General features: G+C 72.8%; 14 protein-coding genes and 2 pseudogenes. 10 read left to right on the top strand and 6 right to left on the bottom strand.

Annotation, left to right across the window (positions count from 1 at the left end):
• Positions 1-372: pseudogene (locus G5C65_RS39320) on the bottom strand (hypothetical protein); the annotation flags it as partial.
• Between the two features lie 239 nt (positions 373-611).
• Between G5C65_RS39320 and G5C65_RS17625 the strand changes: the two are divergent.
• Positions 612-1,964, top strand: a complete 1,353-nt coding sequence (locus G5C65_RS17625; RefSeq protein WP_165299811.1) for an NsdA family TPR-like regulatory protein — start codon at positions 612-614, stop codon at positions 1,962-1,964.
• Between the two features lie 82 nt (positions 1,965-2,046).
• Positions 2,047-2,580: an NUDIX domain-containing protein gene (locus tag G5C65_RS17620; protein WP_165299810.1), complete on the top strand. Its 534-nt coding sequence runs from the start codon at positions 2,047-2,049 to the stop codon at positions 2,578-2,580.
• Positions 2,581-2,661: 81 nt separating this feature from the next.
• On the opposite strand, the gene G5C65_RS17615 is transcribed toward G5C65_RS17620, so the two are convergent.
• Positions 2,662-2,898: a hypothetical protein gene (locus tag G5C65_RS17615; protein WP_165299809.1), complete on the bottom strand. Its 237-nt coding sequence runs from the start codon at positions 2,896-2,898 to the stop codon at positions 2,662-2,664.
• A gap of 206 nt (positions 2,899-3,104) precedes the next feature.
• On the opposite strand from G5C65_RS17615, the gene G5C65_RS17610 reads away from it, so the two are divergent.
• Complete coding sequence (locus G5C65_RS17610; RefSeq protein WP_206441930.1) at positions 3,105-4,019, top strand: EamA family transporter; 915 nt, start codon at positions 3,105-3,107, stop codon at positions 4,017-4,019.
• Positions 4,020-4,086: 67 nt separating this feature from the next.
• On the top strand, positions 4,087-5,247 hold the full coding sequence (locus G5C65_RS17605) for a methyltransferase (protein ID WP_165299808.1): 1,161 nt from the start codon (positions 4,087-4,089) through the stop codon (positions 5,245-5,247).
• 95 nt (positions 5,248-5,342) lie between these two features.
• Here G5C65_RS17605 and sodN read toward each other — a convergent pair whose 3' ends face one another.
• Positions 5,343-5,738: a superoxide dismutase, Ni gene (gene sodN / locus G5C65_RS17600; RefSeq protein ID WP_165299807.1), complete on the bottom strand. Its 396-nt coding sequence runs from the start codon at positions 5,736-5,738 to the stop codon at positions 5,343-5,345.
• A gap of 165 nt (positions 5,739-5,903) precedes the next feature.
• Here sodN and sodX point away from each other — a divergent pair.
• Positions 5,904-6,215, top strand: a pseudogene (gene sodX / locus G5C65_RS40740) (nickel-type superoxide dismutase maturation protease); the annotation flags it as partial.
• Between the two features lie 44 nt (positions 6,216-6,259).
• Here the strand turns inward: sodX and G5C65_RS17590 are convergent.
• The gene (locus tag G5C65_RS17590; protein ID WP_420903329.1) at positions 6,260-6,919 is read right to left on the bottom strand and encodes a CGNR zinc finger domain-containing protein; all 660 of its coding nucleotides are present in this window, start codon (positions 6,917-6,919) and stop codon (positions 6,260-6,262) included.
• A gap of 91 nt (positions 6,920-7,010) precedes the next feature.
• On the opposite strand from G5C65_RS17590, the gene G5C65_RS17585 reads away from it, so the two are divergent.
• Complete coding sequence (locus G5C65_RS17585; protein WP_165299805.1) at positions 7,011-7,820, top strand: class I SAM-dependent methyltransferase; 810 nt, start codon at positions 7,011-7,013, stop codon at positions 7,818-7,820.
• A gap of 56 nt (positions 7,821-7,876) precedes the next feature.
• On the opposite strand, the gene G5C65_RS17580 is transcribed toward G5C65_RS17585, so the two are convergent.
• The gene (locus tag G5C65_RS17580; protein WP_165299804.1) at positions 7,877-9,073 is read right to left on the bottom strand and encodes a malic enzyme-like NAD(P)-binding protein; all 1,197 of its coding nucleotides are present in this window, start codon (positions 9,071-9,073) and stop codon (positions 7,877-7,879) included.
• A 503-nt stretch (positions 9,074-9,576) separates the two neighbouring features.
• Here G5C65_RS17580 and G5C65_RS17575 point away from each other — a divergent pair.
• From G5C65_RS17575 to G5C65_RS17565, 3 genes are all read left to right on the top strand, one after another.
• Complete coding sequence (locus tag G5C65_RS17575) at positions 9,577-10,524, top strand: ABC transporter substrate-binding protein (protein ID WP_165299803.1); 948 nt, start codon at positions 9,577-9,579, stop codon at positions 10,522-10,524.
• A gap of 65 nt (positions 10,525-10,589) precedes the next feature.
• Positions 10,590-11,537: an ABC transporter permease subunit gene (locus G5C65_RS17570; protein ID WP_165299802.1), complete on the top strand. Its 948-nt coding sequence runs from the start codon at positions 10,590-10,592 to the stop codon at positions 11,535-11,537.
• Complete coding sequence (locus tag G5C65_RS17565; protein ID WP_165299801.1) at positions 11,534-12,295, top strand: amino acid ABC transporter ATP-binding protein; 762 nt, start codon at positions 11,534-11,536, stop codon at positions 12,293-12,295. Before G5C65_RS17570 ends, G5C65_RS17565 begins: the two co-directional genes overlap by 4 nt.
• A gap of 78 nt (positions 12,296-12,373) precedes the next feature.
• Here the strand turns inward: G5C65_RS17565 and G5C65_RS17560 are convergent, their stop codons facing one another.
• Positions 12,374-13,342, bottom strand: a complete 969-nt coding sequence (locus G5C65_RS17560) for a zinc-binding dehydrogenase (RefSeq protein ID WP_165299800.1) — start codon at positions 13,340-13,342, stop codon at positions 12,374-12,376.
• 115 nt (positions 13,343-13,457) lie between these two features.
• Here G5C65_RS17560 and G5C65_RS17555 point away from each other — a divergent pair.
• Positions 13,458-13,865, top strand: a 408-nt coding sequence (locus G5C65_RS17555) for a sensor domain-containing protein (protein ID WP_206441929.1), incomplete at its 3' end; no start/stop codon positions are given.

Genomic DNA, 13,865 nt, shown 5'->3' with positions numbered 1-13,865 from the left:
GGGTGAAGGGGGTGAAGAGGGCGAAGAGGGCGCGGCGCGGCGGGCTCCGGCGGGCGCCGGCAGCTCTGCCGCCGGGCTCATGCCGAGGTCGGCCACGGCCACCGGGCGGCCGAGGCGCCGGGACAGCGCCTCGGCGACCAGCCGCTGGATCCGGGGGTCGGGGCGGCTGCCGCGCAGCCAGTGTGCGACGGAGGTCCGGTCGTACCGAAGGTGGAGTCCCGCCTCGGCGCCGATACGAGTAATGGCGCGCGCGAACGCCGCCTGCGTCCACCCGGTTTCCGCCAGGAGGGCCCGGAGCGCGCGGTTGGCCCCGCGGGCGCAGGGCCGGGCGTGCGGAGGGGCACCGTGGCCGGTGGGGTCAGAGGGTCGCATGGCAACCACCGGGCCGGAACAGGATCGGGTCGTTCATCGACTACCTCGCATGGTGTGTCGGTGTGTGTCGGTCCATGTGCCGTACGTGTCACCCCCGTTGTCGGACTCCTCCAGGCAAGCGCATTCGGCGGGCCCTGGGGAGCATGTGCCGCTCGCACGGGCAGGTGGGGCATTCACACCCCGTGTGAAACTCCTTCCGTTACTCTGCGAAACAACACGACAGACGACCGGAGGGCGGCATGGAGCCCAACAGTCAACTGGACGCGCTGCTTGACCAGTCAGGAATGTCCCGGTCCGGTCTTGCGGCGCGACTCAACCGATTAGGCGGCGCGGCGGGTATCACCCTGCGTTACGACCACACGGCCGTTGCGCGCTGGCTGCGGGGCCAGCGTCCGCGCGGCAGGGTGCCCGAGTGGATCTGCGAGATCCTGGGTGAGCGGCTGGGCCGCACCCTCACCCTGGACGACATCGGCATGGCGGTGCCCGAGGCGGCGGAGGTCCCGCTGGACGCGGTGGGCTCCGGCGGCGGCCTGGACCGGTTCGTGGAGCGCGCGGCGTCGCTGTGGCGGGCGGACGAGCGGCACGACGACTGGCCGGGCCCCTCCCTGCTCACCGGCGCCGCCGCCGTCGCGCCCGTATGGGAGTGGGAGAGCCCGCCCGGCGATCCGGACGTCTCCCACGCGGGCCGGAACACGGTCACGGCGGCGGATGTGGCGATGCTGCACACGGCGCGCGGCCACTACGAGCACCTCTACCGCAACGCGGGGGGCGTGGCGACCCGCGCCCGCGTCGTCGGGTTCCTGAACGCCGAGGTGGCGCCGCTGCTGCGCGGGCGGTACGACGACCGGACCGGGCGCGAGCTGTGCCGCGCCGCCGGCTCGCTGGCCGCCGTCGGCGGCATCTGCGCGTACGACGCGGACGCGCAGGGCCTCGCGCAGCGCTACTTCCACCAGGCGCTGCGGCTCGGCAAGGCGTCCGGCGATCTGCTGTTCGGCGGCTATGTGATCGCGCTGCTGGTCAACCAGGCGCTGTTCCTCGGCGACAGCAGGCACGCCCTGGCCTGCGCCGAGGCCGTGCTGCGCGCCACCGGGCCGCAGGCCAGCCCCGCGCTCGCGACGGACCTCTACGCGATGCAGGCGACGGCGTACGCGCGGATCGGCGACCGGCGGAGCGCGCACTCCTGCATGCGCTGGGCCGAGACGTACTGCGATCGCATCCGGCCCGAGGAGGAGCCGGAGGAGACGGGGTACGTCCAGCCCGGTCTGCTGGAGGTGCGGCTGGCGGAGGCGCTGCTGCTGCTCGGCGAGGTGCCCGCCGCCGGACGGTACGCGCGCGAGGCGGCGCGCGCCCCGGCGCACGCCCGCGGCCGGGTCAACCGGCTGGCCACCCTCACCGATGTGGAGCTGCGCAGCGGGGAGGCGGAGCGCGCCGCGCTGACCGCGGCGGCGATGGTCGGCACCGCGCGGGGCATCGAGTCGCAGCGGCTGCGCGAGCGGATGCGCGGGGTCCGGCAGCGGCTGGCGCGGCACCCCGGACCGGCGGCCGCCGAGGCGGCCCGGCTCATCGAGGGCGTTCTGAGCGTGCCCATCTGACCGGGCGCCGGAGTGCCTCTGTCAGTCGATGAGCACAACATGCTGGGATGTGCCCAACCTCCGTCAGGAAGGGGGCACATACGTGCAATGGAAGAACCTGGGTGAACACACTGTGTATGAGAACCAGTGGCTTCGGGTGAATCTGGCGGATGTGGAGCTACCGGACGGGAGACATCTCGACCACTACCTGATCCGGCTGCGCCCGGTGGCGATGGCGACCGCCGTCAACGAGCGCGACGAGGTGCTGCTGCTGTGGCGGCACCGCTTCATCACGGACAGCTGGGGGTGGGAGATCGCGGCCGGCGTGGTCGAGGACGGCGAGCCGCTCGCCGTCGCGGCGGCCCGGGAGATGGAGGAGGAGACCGGGTGGCGGCCCGGCCCGCTCGACCATCTGATGACGGTGGAGCCCGCGAACGGCCTCACCGACGCACGGCACCATATCTACTGGGCGCGCGGCGCGACCTACCTCGGGCACCCCGAGGACGACTTCGAGTCCGACAAGCGGGAGTGGGTCCCCCTCAAGGAGGTGCCGGACCTGGTCGCCGCGGGCGAGGTGCCCGCGGCCAACACCGCCGCCGCGCTGCTGATGCTGCACCGGCTGCGCTTCGCACCGTGACGCGGCGCCCGCGGTGTCCGGCCGTACGCCGACGGGACCCCCGGCCGCCGCGCCGGGGCCGGGGGTCCCGTCAGCCGGAGGTCAGGCGCCCCGCAGGAAGCTGTCGCCGTGGGTGGAGATGTGCGCTTCCAGCGCGTTGAGGGCCTGCTGGGTGGCCTCCTCCGAGCCGCTGCCGCGCTTCTCCGCGTAGTACGCCGCACCCAGCTTCTTCAGCAGGTCGTTTCCCGCGCGCTGCGCCTGGACGTCCTCCACCTTCTCCTTGCCCTGGGCCACGGCCTGCTGTGCCTGCTGCTTGGCCCGGTCGAGAAACCCTGCCATGATCTTGCCTCCCGTGCTGACGGTGCGGATCCGGGCGAACGCCCTGTGACATCAACGTATGCGGTGATCAGCCGGTTCCCCGGGCAGGCCGGCACCTGGCGTGCCGTCCGCGCCCAGCCTCCCCCACCTGCCCGCGGACTGCGACGCATCGGCAAGGGGCGGCCCCGGCCCGGCACGGTCCGCCGGACACGGCTTAGCGTGACGGTATGACCGCTGCCGACAGCCCCGCCCGTACCGCCGCCCGATCCGCCGCGTCCGACGGGCCGCGCGGCGGGGGCCGGGCGCGGGCCGGCGCGGTCGTCATGGTGGTGGGCAGCGCGGTGTCGCTGCAGTCCGGCTCCGCCGTGGCGGCGCTGCTCTTCCCCCGCGCGGGGGCGCTCGGCATGGTGGCGCTGCGGCTGATCTTCTCGGCGCTCCTGCTGCTGCTCGTCTGCCGCCCCCGGCTGCGCGGCCACGGCCGCCGCGACTGGACCGCCGTCGCCGGGCTCGGCATCGCGCTGGGCACCATGAACAGCCTCTTCTACCAGGCCATCGACCGGATCCCGCTGGGTGCGGCCGTCACGCTGGAGCTGCTGGGCCCGCTGGTGCTCTCCGTCGTCGCCTCCCGACGCGCGGTCAGCCTGCTGTGGGCGGGGCTGGCGCTGGGCGGGATCTATCTGCTGGGCGCCGGCGACTTCGAGAGCCTGAACCTCACGGGGTGCGCCTTCGCGCTGGGCGCGGGCGCCATGTGGACGGCGTACATCCTCTTCAGCGCCCGCACCGGCGCCCGCTTCCCCAAGGCCGACGGGCTCGCGCTCGCCATGGCGGTGGCGGCGCTGGTCAGCGCGCCGCTGGGGGTGGTGAGCGCGGGCGGCGCCCTGCTGGACCCGGTGACGCTGGCGCTGGGCGCGGCGGTGGCGGTGCTGTCGTCCGGCCTGCCGTACACGCTGGAGCTGTTCGCGCTGCGCAGGCTGCCCGCCGCGACGTTCGCCGTGCTGATGAGCCTGATGCCGGTCGCGGCGGCGGGCGCCGGGTTCGTGGTGCTGGGGCAGAGCCTGGGCGCGCTGCAGCTGGTGGCCATCGCGCTGGTGGTCGCGGCCAGCGTGGGCGCGGTGCGGACGGGCTCCCCGTCCGGGCGGTGACGGTGCCCCGGGGAGCGGGGCGTGCCTCGCCGCGCTGCACCCGCCGGGCACGGCATAGGGTTGGCCGGTGAGTCAGACCGTGACCTGGACCGAGAACGGCGAGGAGCGCACCGCGCGCTGGCGCTCCGAGAGCGGCGCGAAGCCGCCCCGCCGGGTGGCGGTGGCCGACGACCGCACCCGCGCCGACGCGGCGTACCGGCTGGCGTGCGAGGGCACCGCGCTGCTGTGGCGCGGCGACTACCACGGCGCCCGCCAACTGCTCGCGGCGCTCGCCCGGCGCGTCGACCGCAAGCCGCCGCGGCCCGGGGCCACCCCGCTGGAAACCTTCCATCTGTACCGCCAGGCGCGGTCCCGGCGGGCACGGGTGCTCGGCATGCTGCTGGTCCCGCTGGAGGCCGGCCCGGAGGGCGAGTGGACGGTTCCGCTGCGCCGCGCGCCGGACGTCGGCGCGGCGTGCGCGCAGGCGTACGGACCGGCCGCCGGCGCGTCCGGGGCGCGCTCTCTCGTCGCGCTGCGCGAGCTGCAGGGCGTCATCGGCGCACACGAGTGGCACCGCGGCGGGGTGCCCGTCCCGGCGCTCGGCGGCGACCGCGTCCACCCCGCGTACGGCGTCTTCTCCCCGGTGCGCGGCGAGTACGTCGACCTGGTGGCCGGTACGCCGCTGCCGCCCGCCGCCGGGCCCGCCTTCGACATCGGTACGGGCACCGGGGTGCTCGGCGCCGTGCTGGCGCGGCGCGGGGTGGCCCGGGTCGTCGCCACCGACCAGGACCCGCGGGCGCTGGCGTGCGCCGAGGAGAACGTACGGCTGCTGGGCGTGGACGCGGCGGTGGAGGTGGTCCGCGCCGACCTCTTCCCCGGCGCCGGGGAGGGGCGCGCGAGGCTGGCCGTCTGCAACCCGCCCTGGCTCCCGGGAAAGCCGGGCTCGCCCCTCGAACACGCCGTCTACGACCCCGGCAGCCGGATGCTGCGCGGCTTCCTGTCCGGACTGCGGGAGCGGCTGGCGCCGGGCGGGGAGGGCTGGCTGGTGCTGTCCGACCTCGCGGAGCGGATCGGGTTGCGGAGCCGCGAGGAGCTGCTCGGCTGGATCGCGGGTGCGGGCCTGGAGGTGGCCGGCCGCGAGGACACGCGCCCCCGCCACGCCCGGCCCGCCGACGAGAGCGACCCGCTCCACGAGGCCCGCTGCGCCGAGGTCACCTCCCTGTGGCGGCTGCGCGCCCCGGAGGCGTAGCGAGCGACGCACCCGGACGCGCCGCACCCGGACACACCGCACCCGGCCCGCCGTGTGGGGCGGGCCGGGTGCGGTGCTGCGGACCGGGAGGGCGTTCAGCCCCGCTTGGTCTCCCAGAAGACCTTGTCGATCTGGGCGATGTAGTCCAGCGCCTTCTGGCCGGTGGCCGGGTCGGTGGAGCCCTTGGCGGCGCTCAGCGCCTTGAGGGTGTCGTTCACCAACTGGTGCAGCTCCGGGTACTTCTCGAAGTGCGGGGGCTTGAAGTAGTCGCTCCACAGCACCGAGATGTGGTGCTTGGCCAACTCGGCGCGCTCCTCCTTGATGGTGGTGGCGCGTGTCCGGAAGTGCTGGTCCTCGTTGGCCTGGTACTTCTCCTGGATGGCCTTGACCGACTCGGCCTCGATGCGGGCCTGGGCGGGGTCGTACACACCGCACGGCAGGTCGCAGTGCGCACTGACCTGCACCTTGGGGGCGAACAGGCGGGAGAGCATAGAGCCGTCCTTCCTCGTGATCGTCTTCTCACGTGCGAGATTACTCCGTGTGGGAAGCCTTTTCGCGTGTGCCCCCGCGGGCTTAGGACAAAAGTCCAGTGTCAGGCTGGATCTGCTGGAGTAATCGGACCGGAAGGACCGTCCGGAGGACCGGAGGCGGAGAAGATGCCGGAGCGGACGCAGGAGCGCGGCCCGGGACAGGACGAGCGGGGCGGCGGGTTGCTGGGGCGGATCGGCCTGGCCGAGGTCTACAACCCCTCGATGGAGCCGACGCTACGGCCGGGGGACCAACTGGTCGTCGCGTACGGCGCGGCGGTGCGCGCCGGGGACATCGTGGTGCTCAAACACCCCTTCCAGCACGACCTCCTCATCGTCAAGCGCGCGGTGGAGCGCCGGGCCGGCGGCTGGTGGGTGCAGGGCGACAATCCGCTCGTGGAGAACGACAGCAGGGAGTTCGGCGCCGTGCCGGACGAGCTCGTCGTCGCCCGCGCGTGGCTGCGGGTGCGCTCGCCGCGCGGTGTTCACCCGTCCGTGTCGTCCTGGGCGCGCTGGACGGCGGGCGCCGTCCGGCCGCTGGTGGGCCCGGGGCGCCCGCGTCCGGCGGGAGCCGCCTCGCCGTCGCTCGCCAGGCGCTTGCGGGCACGGTAGGCGGCGACGTTGGCGCGGGTGGCGCAGCGGTCGGAGCAGTAGCGGCGGGAGCGGTTCGTCGAGGTGTCGAGGTAGGCGTTGCGGCAGGGGTGCGCCTGGCAGACGCCGAGCCGGTCGACGCCGAGGTCGGTGAGGAGAAAGGCGAGCCCCATGCAGGCCGTCGCCGCGTAGCCCGCCGTGGCGTTGGCCGGGTGCTCGGCCAGATGCATATGCCAGCGGGGGCGCCCGTTGTCGTCCAGGACCTCGTGCCCGGAGATCTGCGGGCTGGTGGGGAACTCCATCAGCAGCGAGTTGAGCAGGTCCACGGCCCGCACCTCGTCGCCCTCGGCGGCCGCCGTGAAGACCGCGCGCAGCCGGGTCCGCACGCCCCGCAGCCGGGTCACGTCCGCCTCCGTCGCGCGGCGGGCCATCGTCGCGTGGCTGCCGCACAGCTCGCGCACCGACTCGACGGTGGTGAGCGCGTCCTCCCCGCGTTCGGGCTGATCGGTGTTCACCAGCCGCACGGCCATGTCCGAGTAATAGTTGAGTTCCACTTGTGATCCTTACCCGCGGCGGTTTATCGTCGGTCTTGCACGTAACAGATGAACTGCTTCGAGGGTATTACACGCAGGGAAGGGGACGAGTATGGATACGGACACGGGTGCGCGGAGCGGCGGCGCGGCGGCCGGCGGGGTGGACTGGGCGGCGTGGCAGCGCAGTTGGGACCGGCAGCAGGAGTGGTACCTCCCGGACCGCGAGGAGCGGTTCCGGGTGATGCTGGACATGGTCGAGGCGCTGGTCGGCACCGAGCCCCGGGTGCTGGACCTCGCCTGCGGCACCGGCAGCATCGCGGACCGGGTGCTGCGGCGGATGCCGAAGGCGACGGTGGTCGGGCTCGACCGCGACCCCGCGCTGCTGGCGCTCGCCCGCGGCTACTTCGCGCAGGACCCGCGCGCCGAGTTCGTCACGGCGGACCTGGGCGACCCGGAGTGGACGCGGGCGCTGCCGGAGGGCCCCTATGACGCGGTGCTGACGGCGACCGCGCTGCACTGGATGCTGACGGAGCCGCTGCGCGCGCTGTACGGGCAGGTGGCGGGTGTCGTCCGGCAGGGCGGGGTGTTCCTCAACGCCGACCACATGCCGGACGAGTCCGCTCCGCTGATCAGCGCGGCCGTGCAGCGCTGGGAGCGGGCGCGCAAGGAGCGGGCGCGGGAGGCCGGGGAGCTGGACTGGGCGTCCTGGTGGACCGCGCTGGCGGCCGAGCCGGCGCTGCGGGAGGTGGCGGAGGAGCGGTTCGCGCTGTTCGGGAACCCGGCCGAGGTGACGCACGACCACAACAGCGAGGAGTTCCAGACGGTGGAGTGGCACGCGCGCACGCTCCGCGAGGTCGGCTTCGCGGAGGCGCGCGCTGTGTGGTGCTCCCCGACGGACGGCATGGTCCTCGGCCTGCGCTGACCCTCCGGGGGCGCCATGTGAGGGGCGCCCCTGACGGGGCGCCGGTGGCGCAGGGGTTACGCGCGGGCGACTCCCTCCGCGCGGGCCTGCTTGGCCACCGCGGCGGTGACCGCGGGGGCGACCCGCTCGTCGAAGGGGGAGGGGATCACCCGGTCCGGAGCGAGCTCGTCCGCGACGACCGCCGCCAGCGCGTCCGCCGCCGCCAGCTTCATCCCCTCGGTGATGTCCGTCGCCCGCACCTGGAGGGCGCCGGCGAAGACGCCGGGGAAGGCCAGCACGTTGTTGATCTGGTTCGGGTAGTCGCTCCTCCCCGTGGCGACCACCGACGCGTACTTCCGGGCGACGTCCGGGTGGACCTCCGGATTCGGGTTGGCCATGGCGAAGACGAAGGCGCCCTCGGCCATGCCGGCGACCGCCTCCTCCGGGACGGTGCCGCCGCTGACGCCGATGAACACGTCAGCGCCCGCGAGCGCCGACTCCAGGGAGCCGGTGCGCCCGGCGGCGTTGGTGAAGCCCGCGAGCTCCCGCTTGACGTCCGTCAGATCCTCGCGGTCCGCGGAGACGACGCCCTTGCGGTCGCAGACCACGACGTCCCCGATGCCCGCCTCGGTCAGGATCCGCGCGATGGCGACCCCGGCGGCCCCCGCGCCGGAGACCACCGCGCGCAGCTCGCCCAGCGCGCGTCCGTGCAGCCGCGCCGCGTTCCGCAGCGCGGCCAGGGTGACGATGGCCGTGCCGTGCTGGTCGTCGTGGAAGACCGGGATGTCCAGCCGCTCCTTCAGCCGGGCCTCGATCTCGAAGCAGCGGGGCGCCGCGATGTCCTCCAGGTTCACCCCGCCGAACGAGGGCGCCAGCCGGGCGACGGTGTCGACGATCTCATCGGTGCTGTGCCCGTCCAGCGCGAGCGGCACCGCGTCCACCCCGCCGAACTGCTTGAAGAGGATGGCCTTCCCCTCCATCACGGGCAGCGACGCCTCGGGGCCGATGTCGCCCAGCCCCAGCACCGCGCTGCCGTCCGTGACGACGGCGACGACCTGCGACTTCCAGGTGTAGTCGGCGACCAGCTCGGGCTGTTCGGCGATGGCGCCGCAGACCTTGGCGACGCCGGGGGTGTAGGCGAGGGACAGATCGTCCGCGTCCCGCACGGGGACGGTGGCCCGGACCTCCATCTTGCCGCCGCGGTGCAGGGCGAACGCCGGATCGATGACGTCCGGCTCCAGTCCGTCCTTCGGATTGACGATGTCGGCTGACACTGTGTAGTACCCCTTAGTCGAAGTCGTGAGGGTGGCCGTTCCCCGCTGTAAGGAACGGGCGGGCACCGCGTCCGCTTCCCGGATGGCGGATATCCGCTGTCCGGAGGGAGGTACGGACGCCGGGCACGCCGCACACGCGCCCTGGTCCCCGGGTGAGGGGTGTAATCGACCTTTGTACCGGACGAGGGGCGCCCCGCACGAGTGCGTTCCAGCCGTAGCCGAACATCCAGGGGGCGATTCTGGGGTACCGGGTGCGTGCGGCCGGAGAAACGGGATGGTATGCCCGAAAATGTCGGTGTAGATGCCGGTTGTTGGTCACCGTAACGAGGGAGGGCGTTCCCGGTATCCGGAATCGGTGCTCCGTTATCCGATTTTGACATCGCGGAGCCCCTGCGGCCGCGCGTCCGGATGGCAAGATGCCCCCCATCCACACGAGGTCGCGACATCCGAAGATGTGTGCTCCGGCCGCCCGGCCACCTCATATCCGCGCAGGAGGACCACCCATGACCGTTCGCACCGCCCGCCGTTCGGCCGCCTTCCGCTCCCGGGCCTCCGCGGTCGGGGTGGTAGCGGTCACCGGGGCCCTGCTGCTCGCCGGGTGCGGGGACCAGACCGACGACTCCGGCGGCGGCTCGGACTCCGGGGGCGGGAAGTCCTCGCTCAATGCCGAGCTGCCGCAGAAGATCCGGGACGCCGGGGTGATCAAGGTCGGCACGGACGCCGCGTACAAGCCCATGGAGTACAAGGAGGGCGGCGACATCGTCGGCCTCGACCCGGACCTCGCCGACGCGATGGGCAAGGAGCTCGGGGTCCGCTTCGAGTTCTCCAACGGCACCTTCGACGGTCTGATCACCTCGATGCAGACCGGCCGCTTCGACATGATCATGTCCTCCATGACGGACACCAAGGACCGCCAGGAGGGGCTGGACGACAAGGGCAAGAAGGCGGGCAAGGGCGTCGACTTCGTCGACTACCTCACCGCCGGCTCCTCGATCCTCGTCAAGAAGGGCAACCCCGAGAAGATCGACTCCGTCGGGCAGATGTGCGGGAAGAAGGTCGCCACCCAGCGCGGCACCACCTCGCACGAGATCCTCAAGAAGCAGACGGCGCAGTGCGCGAAGGACGGCAAGAAGAAGATCGGCATCGAGGCGTACGACAACGACGACGAGGCCCGCGTCCGGCTGAAGGCGGGCGGTGTCGTCGCCGACATCTCGGACTTCCCGGTGGCCGCGCACGCCGCCAAGAGCGGCAGCGACTTCGAGGTGGTCGGCGACCAGATGGAGTCGGCGCCGTACGGCATCGCCGTCCGCAAGGACCAGAAGAAGCTGCGGAACGCGCTCAAGTCGGCCCTGGAGAAGATCAAGGAGGACGGCGCCTACGACAAGGCGCTGGAGAAGTGGGGCGTCCAGGACGGCGCCATCGACACCGTGAAGATCAACGGCGGCTCCTGAGCCGGCTTTGACCGGACCGAAGACCCCGAAGGACCCCGACCCACGGACGCGGAGAGGCCAGCCCCGTGAAAGACCCCCTCGACAAGACGGCGGACGCCACGCCGCCGTCGGCACCGGCCCCTGAGCTGATCAAGGCCATCCCCGTGCGGCACTACGGCCGGTATGTCGCCGCCGCCGTCGTCCTGACGCTGCTGGCGCTGTTCGCCAACGCCGTCGCGAACGCCGACCTGCGCTGGGCGTCCGTCGGCGACTTCTTCTTCGACGACCAGATCCTGGAGGGCGTCAAGAACACGATCGTGGTCAGCGTGCTGGCCATGCTCATGGGCCTGGTGCTCGGCATCGTCCTCGCGGTGATGCGGATGTCGAAGAACCCGGTGACCACCACCGTCGCCTGGGGCTATATCTGGTTCTTCCGCGGCACGCCGGTCTACGTCCAGCTGCTGCTCTGGTTCAACCTCGCCCTGATCTTCCCGATCCTGAACCTCGGGCCGATCTACAAGGACGAGATGACCGACGTCATGACCCCGTTCATGGCCGCGCTGCTCGGCCTCGGCCTGAACGAGGCGGCGTATATGGCGGAGATCTGCCGCGCGGGCATCCAGTCCGTCGACGAGGGCCAGACCGAGGCGTCGCACGCGCTCGGCATGACCAACGCGCAGAACATGCGCCGCATCGTGCTGCCGCAGGCCATGCGGGTGATCGTGCCGCCGACCGGCAACGAGTTCATCAACCTGCTGAAGACGTCCTCGCTGTGCGCCGTGGTGATGTACGAGGAGACCCTGCGCAAGGCGCAGAACATCGGCAACAACTCCGGTGCCGTGGTGGAGCTGCTGCTGGTCGCCACCCTGTGGTACCTGCTCATCACCACCGTCTTCAGCATCGGCCAGTACTACCTGGAGCGCCGCTACGCCCGCGGCACCAGCAGGCAGCTGCCGCCGACACCGTGGCAGCGCATCCGGCGCAACCTGTTCACGGTGGGCCGCGGCACGGGATCGGAGGTGCGCGGCGCATGACCGCGATGGTGAAGGCGGAGGCCGTCCACAAGTACTTCGGGCACGTCCAGGTGCTCAAGGGCATCGACCTGGAGGTGCGGGCGGGTGAGGTGTTCTGCATCGTCGGCCCCTCCGGCTCGGGGAAGTCGACGTTCCTGCGGTGCATCAACCACCTGGAGCAGATCAACGCCGGGCGGCTCTACGTCGACGGCACGCTGGTCGGCTACCGCGAGAAGCACGGCAAGCTCTACGAGCTGCGCGACCGCGAGGTCGCGGCCCAGCGGCGGGACATCGGCATGGTCTTCCAGCGCTTCAACCTCTTCCCGCACATGACGGCGCGGGAGAACGTGATGGAGGCCCCCGTCCAGGTCAAGGGCACGTCCAAGCGGGAGGCCCGGGACCGCGCCGACCAGCTTCTGGACCGGGTCGGACTGGGCGACAAGCGGGACGGCTACCCCGCGCAGCTCTCCGGCGGCCAGCAGCAGCGGGTCGCCATCGCGCGGGCGCTGGCGATGGACCCCAAGCTGATGCTCTTCGACGAGCCGACCTCGGCCCTCGACCCCGAGCTGGTCGGCGAGGTCCTGGATGTGATGCGGGACCTCGCGCAGGACGGCATGACCATGGTCGTCGTCACCCACGAGATGGGCTTCGCGCGCGAGGTCGGCGACTCGCTGGTCTTCATGGACGACGGCGTCGTCGTGGAGTCCGGCAGCCCGAGGCAGGTGCTGAGCGACCCGCAGCACGAGCGGACCAAGTCGTTCCTGTCCAAGGTGCTGTAGCGGACGGCCCCCCGGCCCCCCGGCCCCGGCGGGCCGGGGGAGGCCGACAGGGCCGGGCGCCGGGTCAGGCGCGCCGGGTCAGGTGCCCGGGGTCAGGACGATCTTGCCGAACTGGGTGCCCTCGGCCATCCTCGCGAAGCCCTCGCGTGCCCGGTCCAGGGGCAGGGTGGAGTCGACCACCGGGCGCACCCCCTTCGCGGCGCAGAAGCTCAGCAGCGAGGCCAGCTCCTCCTTGCTGCCCATGGTGGAGCCGACGACCCTCAGCTCCAGGAAGAAGATCCGGTTCAGCTCGGTGGCGGACGGGTTGGCCCCGCTGGTGGCGCCGGAGATCACCAGCGTGCCGCCGGGCCGCAGCGACTTGACGGAGTGCGACCAGGTCGCCGCGCCGACCGTCTCCAGGACGGCGTCGGCGCGGCGCGGCAGCCGGGTGCCCGGCTCCACCGCGAGCTCGGCGCCCAGCTCCTCGGCGCGCTTGCGCTTGGCCGCGTCCCGGCTGGTGGCGACGATCCGCAGCCCGGCCGCCGCGCCCAGCACGATGGCGGCCGTGGCCACGCCGCCGCCCGCGCCCTGGACCAGGACCGTGTCGCCCGGCCCGACGCCCGCGTTCGTGAAGAGCATGCGGTAGGCCGTCAGCCAGGCCGTCGGCAGGCAGGCGGCCTCCTCGAAGGACAGCTCCTTCGGCTTGGGCAGGACGTTCCACTGCGGCACGGCGACCCGCTCCGCGAACGTGCCCTGGTAGCGCTCGGTGAGCAGGGAGCGGGGCTCGCGGGGGCCGACGCCGTGCCCGGTCGCGCCGATGACGGAGTGCACCACCACCTCGTTGCCGTCGTCGTCCACACCCGCCGCGTCGCAGCCGAGGATCATCGGCAGCGACTCCTCGCCGAGCCCCACCCCCCGCAGCGACCACAGGTCGTGGTGGTTGAGCGAGGCGGCCCTGACCGAGACCGTCGTCCAGCCGGGCGGCACCCTCGGCTCCGGCCGTTCTCCCAGCTCCAGACCGTTCAGGGGCTCGTCCTTGTCGATGCGCGCGGCATAGGCAGCAAACATGATCCTGACGCTACGCCCGCCCCCACGGCCCCGAAAGGGCGGGCAACGGCACGCCCGCACAGAGGCGGGTTTTCACCACCGACAGCGGACAGGCCCCGCTCCCATACTTGAGTCCATGGAACCGATCACCCGCTTCGTCTCCCCCGGGCTGGAGGGCCTGCGGCGCTGTCTGCGGCTGTGGGGGCTGGCCCTGGTGGCCACCTGGTACTCGCTGCTCGCCCTGCTGTGCAGCTCCGGCCCGGCGCTGCTGCTCCTGCCCCGCGTCCAGGCGTGCCTGCGCGGGCTGACAGCGCGGCAGCGGGCGCTGGCCGCGGCCTGGTCGGAGGTGCGGATACCCGCGCCGCGCGCGCTGCCGCCCGGCGGGGCGCCGCTCACCGAGCAGTTCCGGGCGCTGTTCGGCGACCCCCGGGCCCGCCGCGAGTGGCTGTGGCTCTTCCTCGAACCGCTGGCCGGGGCCGGGCTGGTGTTCCTCCCGGTGGCGCTGGTGCTCGGCGGGCTGTGGGGGATGGGCATGGGGCTCTAC

Origin of the sequence: Streptomyces boncukensis (assembly GCF_011045075.1) — a bacterium.
GTDB lineage: Bacteria > Actinomycetota > Actinomycetes > Streptomycetales > Streptomycetaceae > Streptomyces > Streptomyces boncukensis.
This window is presented reverse-complemented; position numbering and strand designations above follow the sequence as displayed.

Bases quoted from the DNA above. Each gene is read 5' to 3' on its own strand.
- G5C65_RS17625 (WP_165299811.1), top strand. From the start codon at position 612: ATGGAGCCCAACAGTCAACTGGACGCGCTGCTTGACCAGTCAGGAATG.
- G5C65_RS17615 (WP_165299809.1), bottom strand. From the start codon at position 2,898: ATGGCAGGGTTTCTCGACCGGGCCAAGCAGCAGGCACAGCAGGCCGTG.
- G5C65_RS17610 (WP_206441930.1), top strand. From the start codon at position 3,105: ATGACCGCTGCCGACAGCCCCGCCCGTACCGCCGCCCGATCCGCCGCG.
- sodN (WP_165299807.1), bottom strand. From the start codon at position 5,738: ATGCTCTCCCGCCTGTTCGCCCCCAAGGTGCAGGTCAGTGCGCACTGC.
- G5C65_RS17585 (WP_165299805.1), top strand. From the start codon at position 7,011: ATGGATACGGACACGGGTGCGCGGAGCGGCGGCGCGGCGGCCGGCGGG.
- G5C65_RS17575 (WP_165299803.1), top strand. From the start codon at position 9,577: ATGACCGTTCGCACCGCCCGCCGTTCGGCCGCCTTCCGCTCCCGGGCC.
- G5C65_RS17565 (WP_165299801.1), top strand. From the start codon at position 11,534: ATGACCGCGATGGTGAAGGCGGAGGCCGTCCACAAGTACTTCGGGCAC.
- G5C65_RS17560 (WP_165299800.1), bottom strand. From the start codon at position 13,342: ATGTTTGCTGCCTATGCCGCGCGCATCGACAAGGACGAGCCCCTGAAC.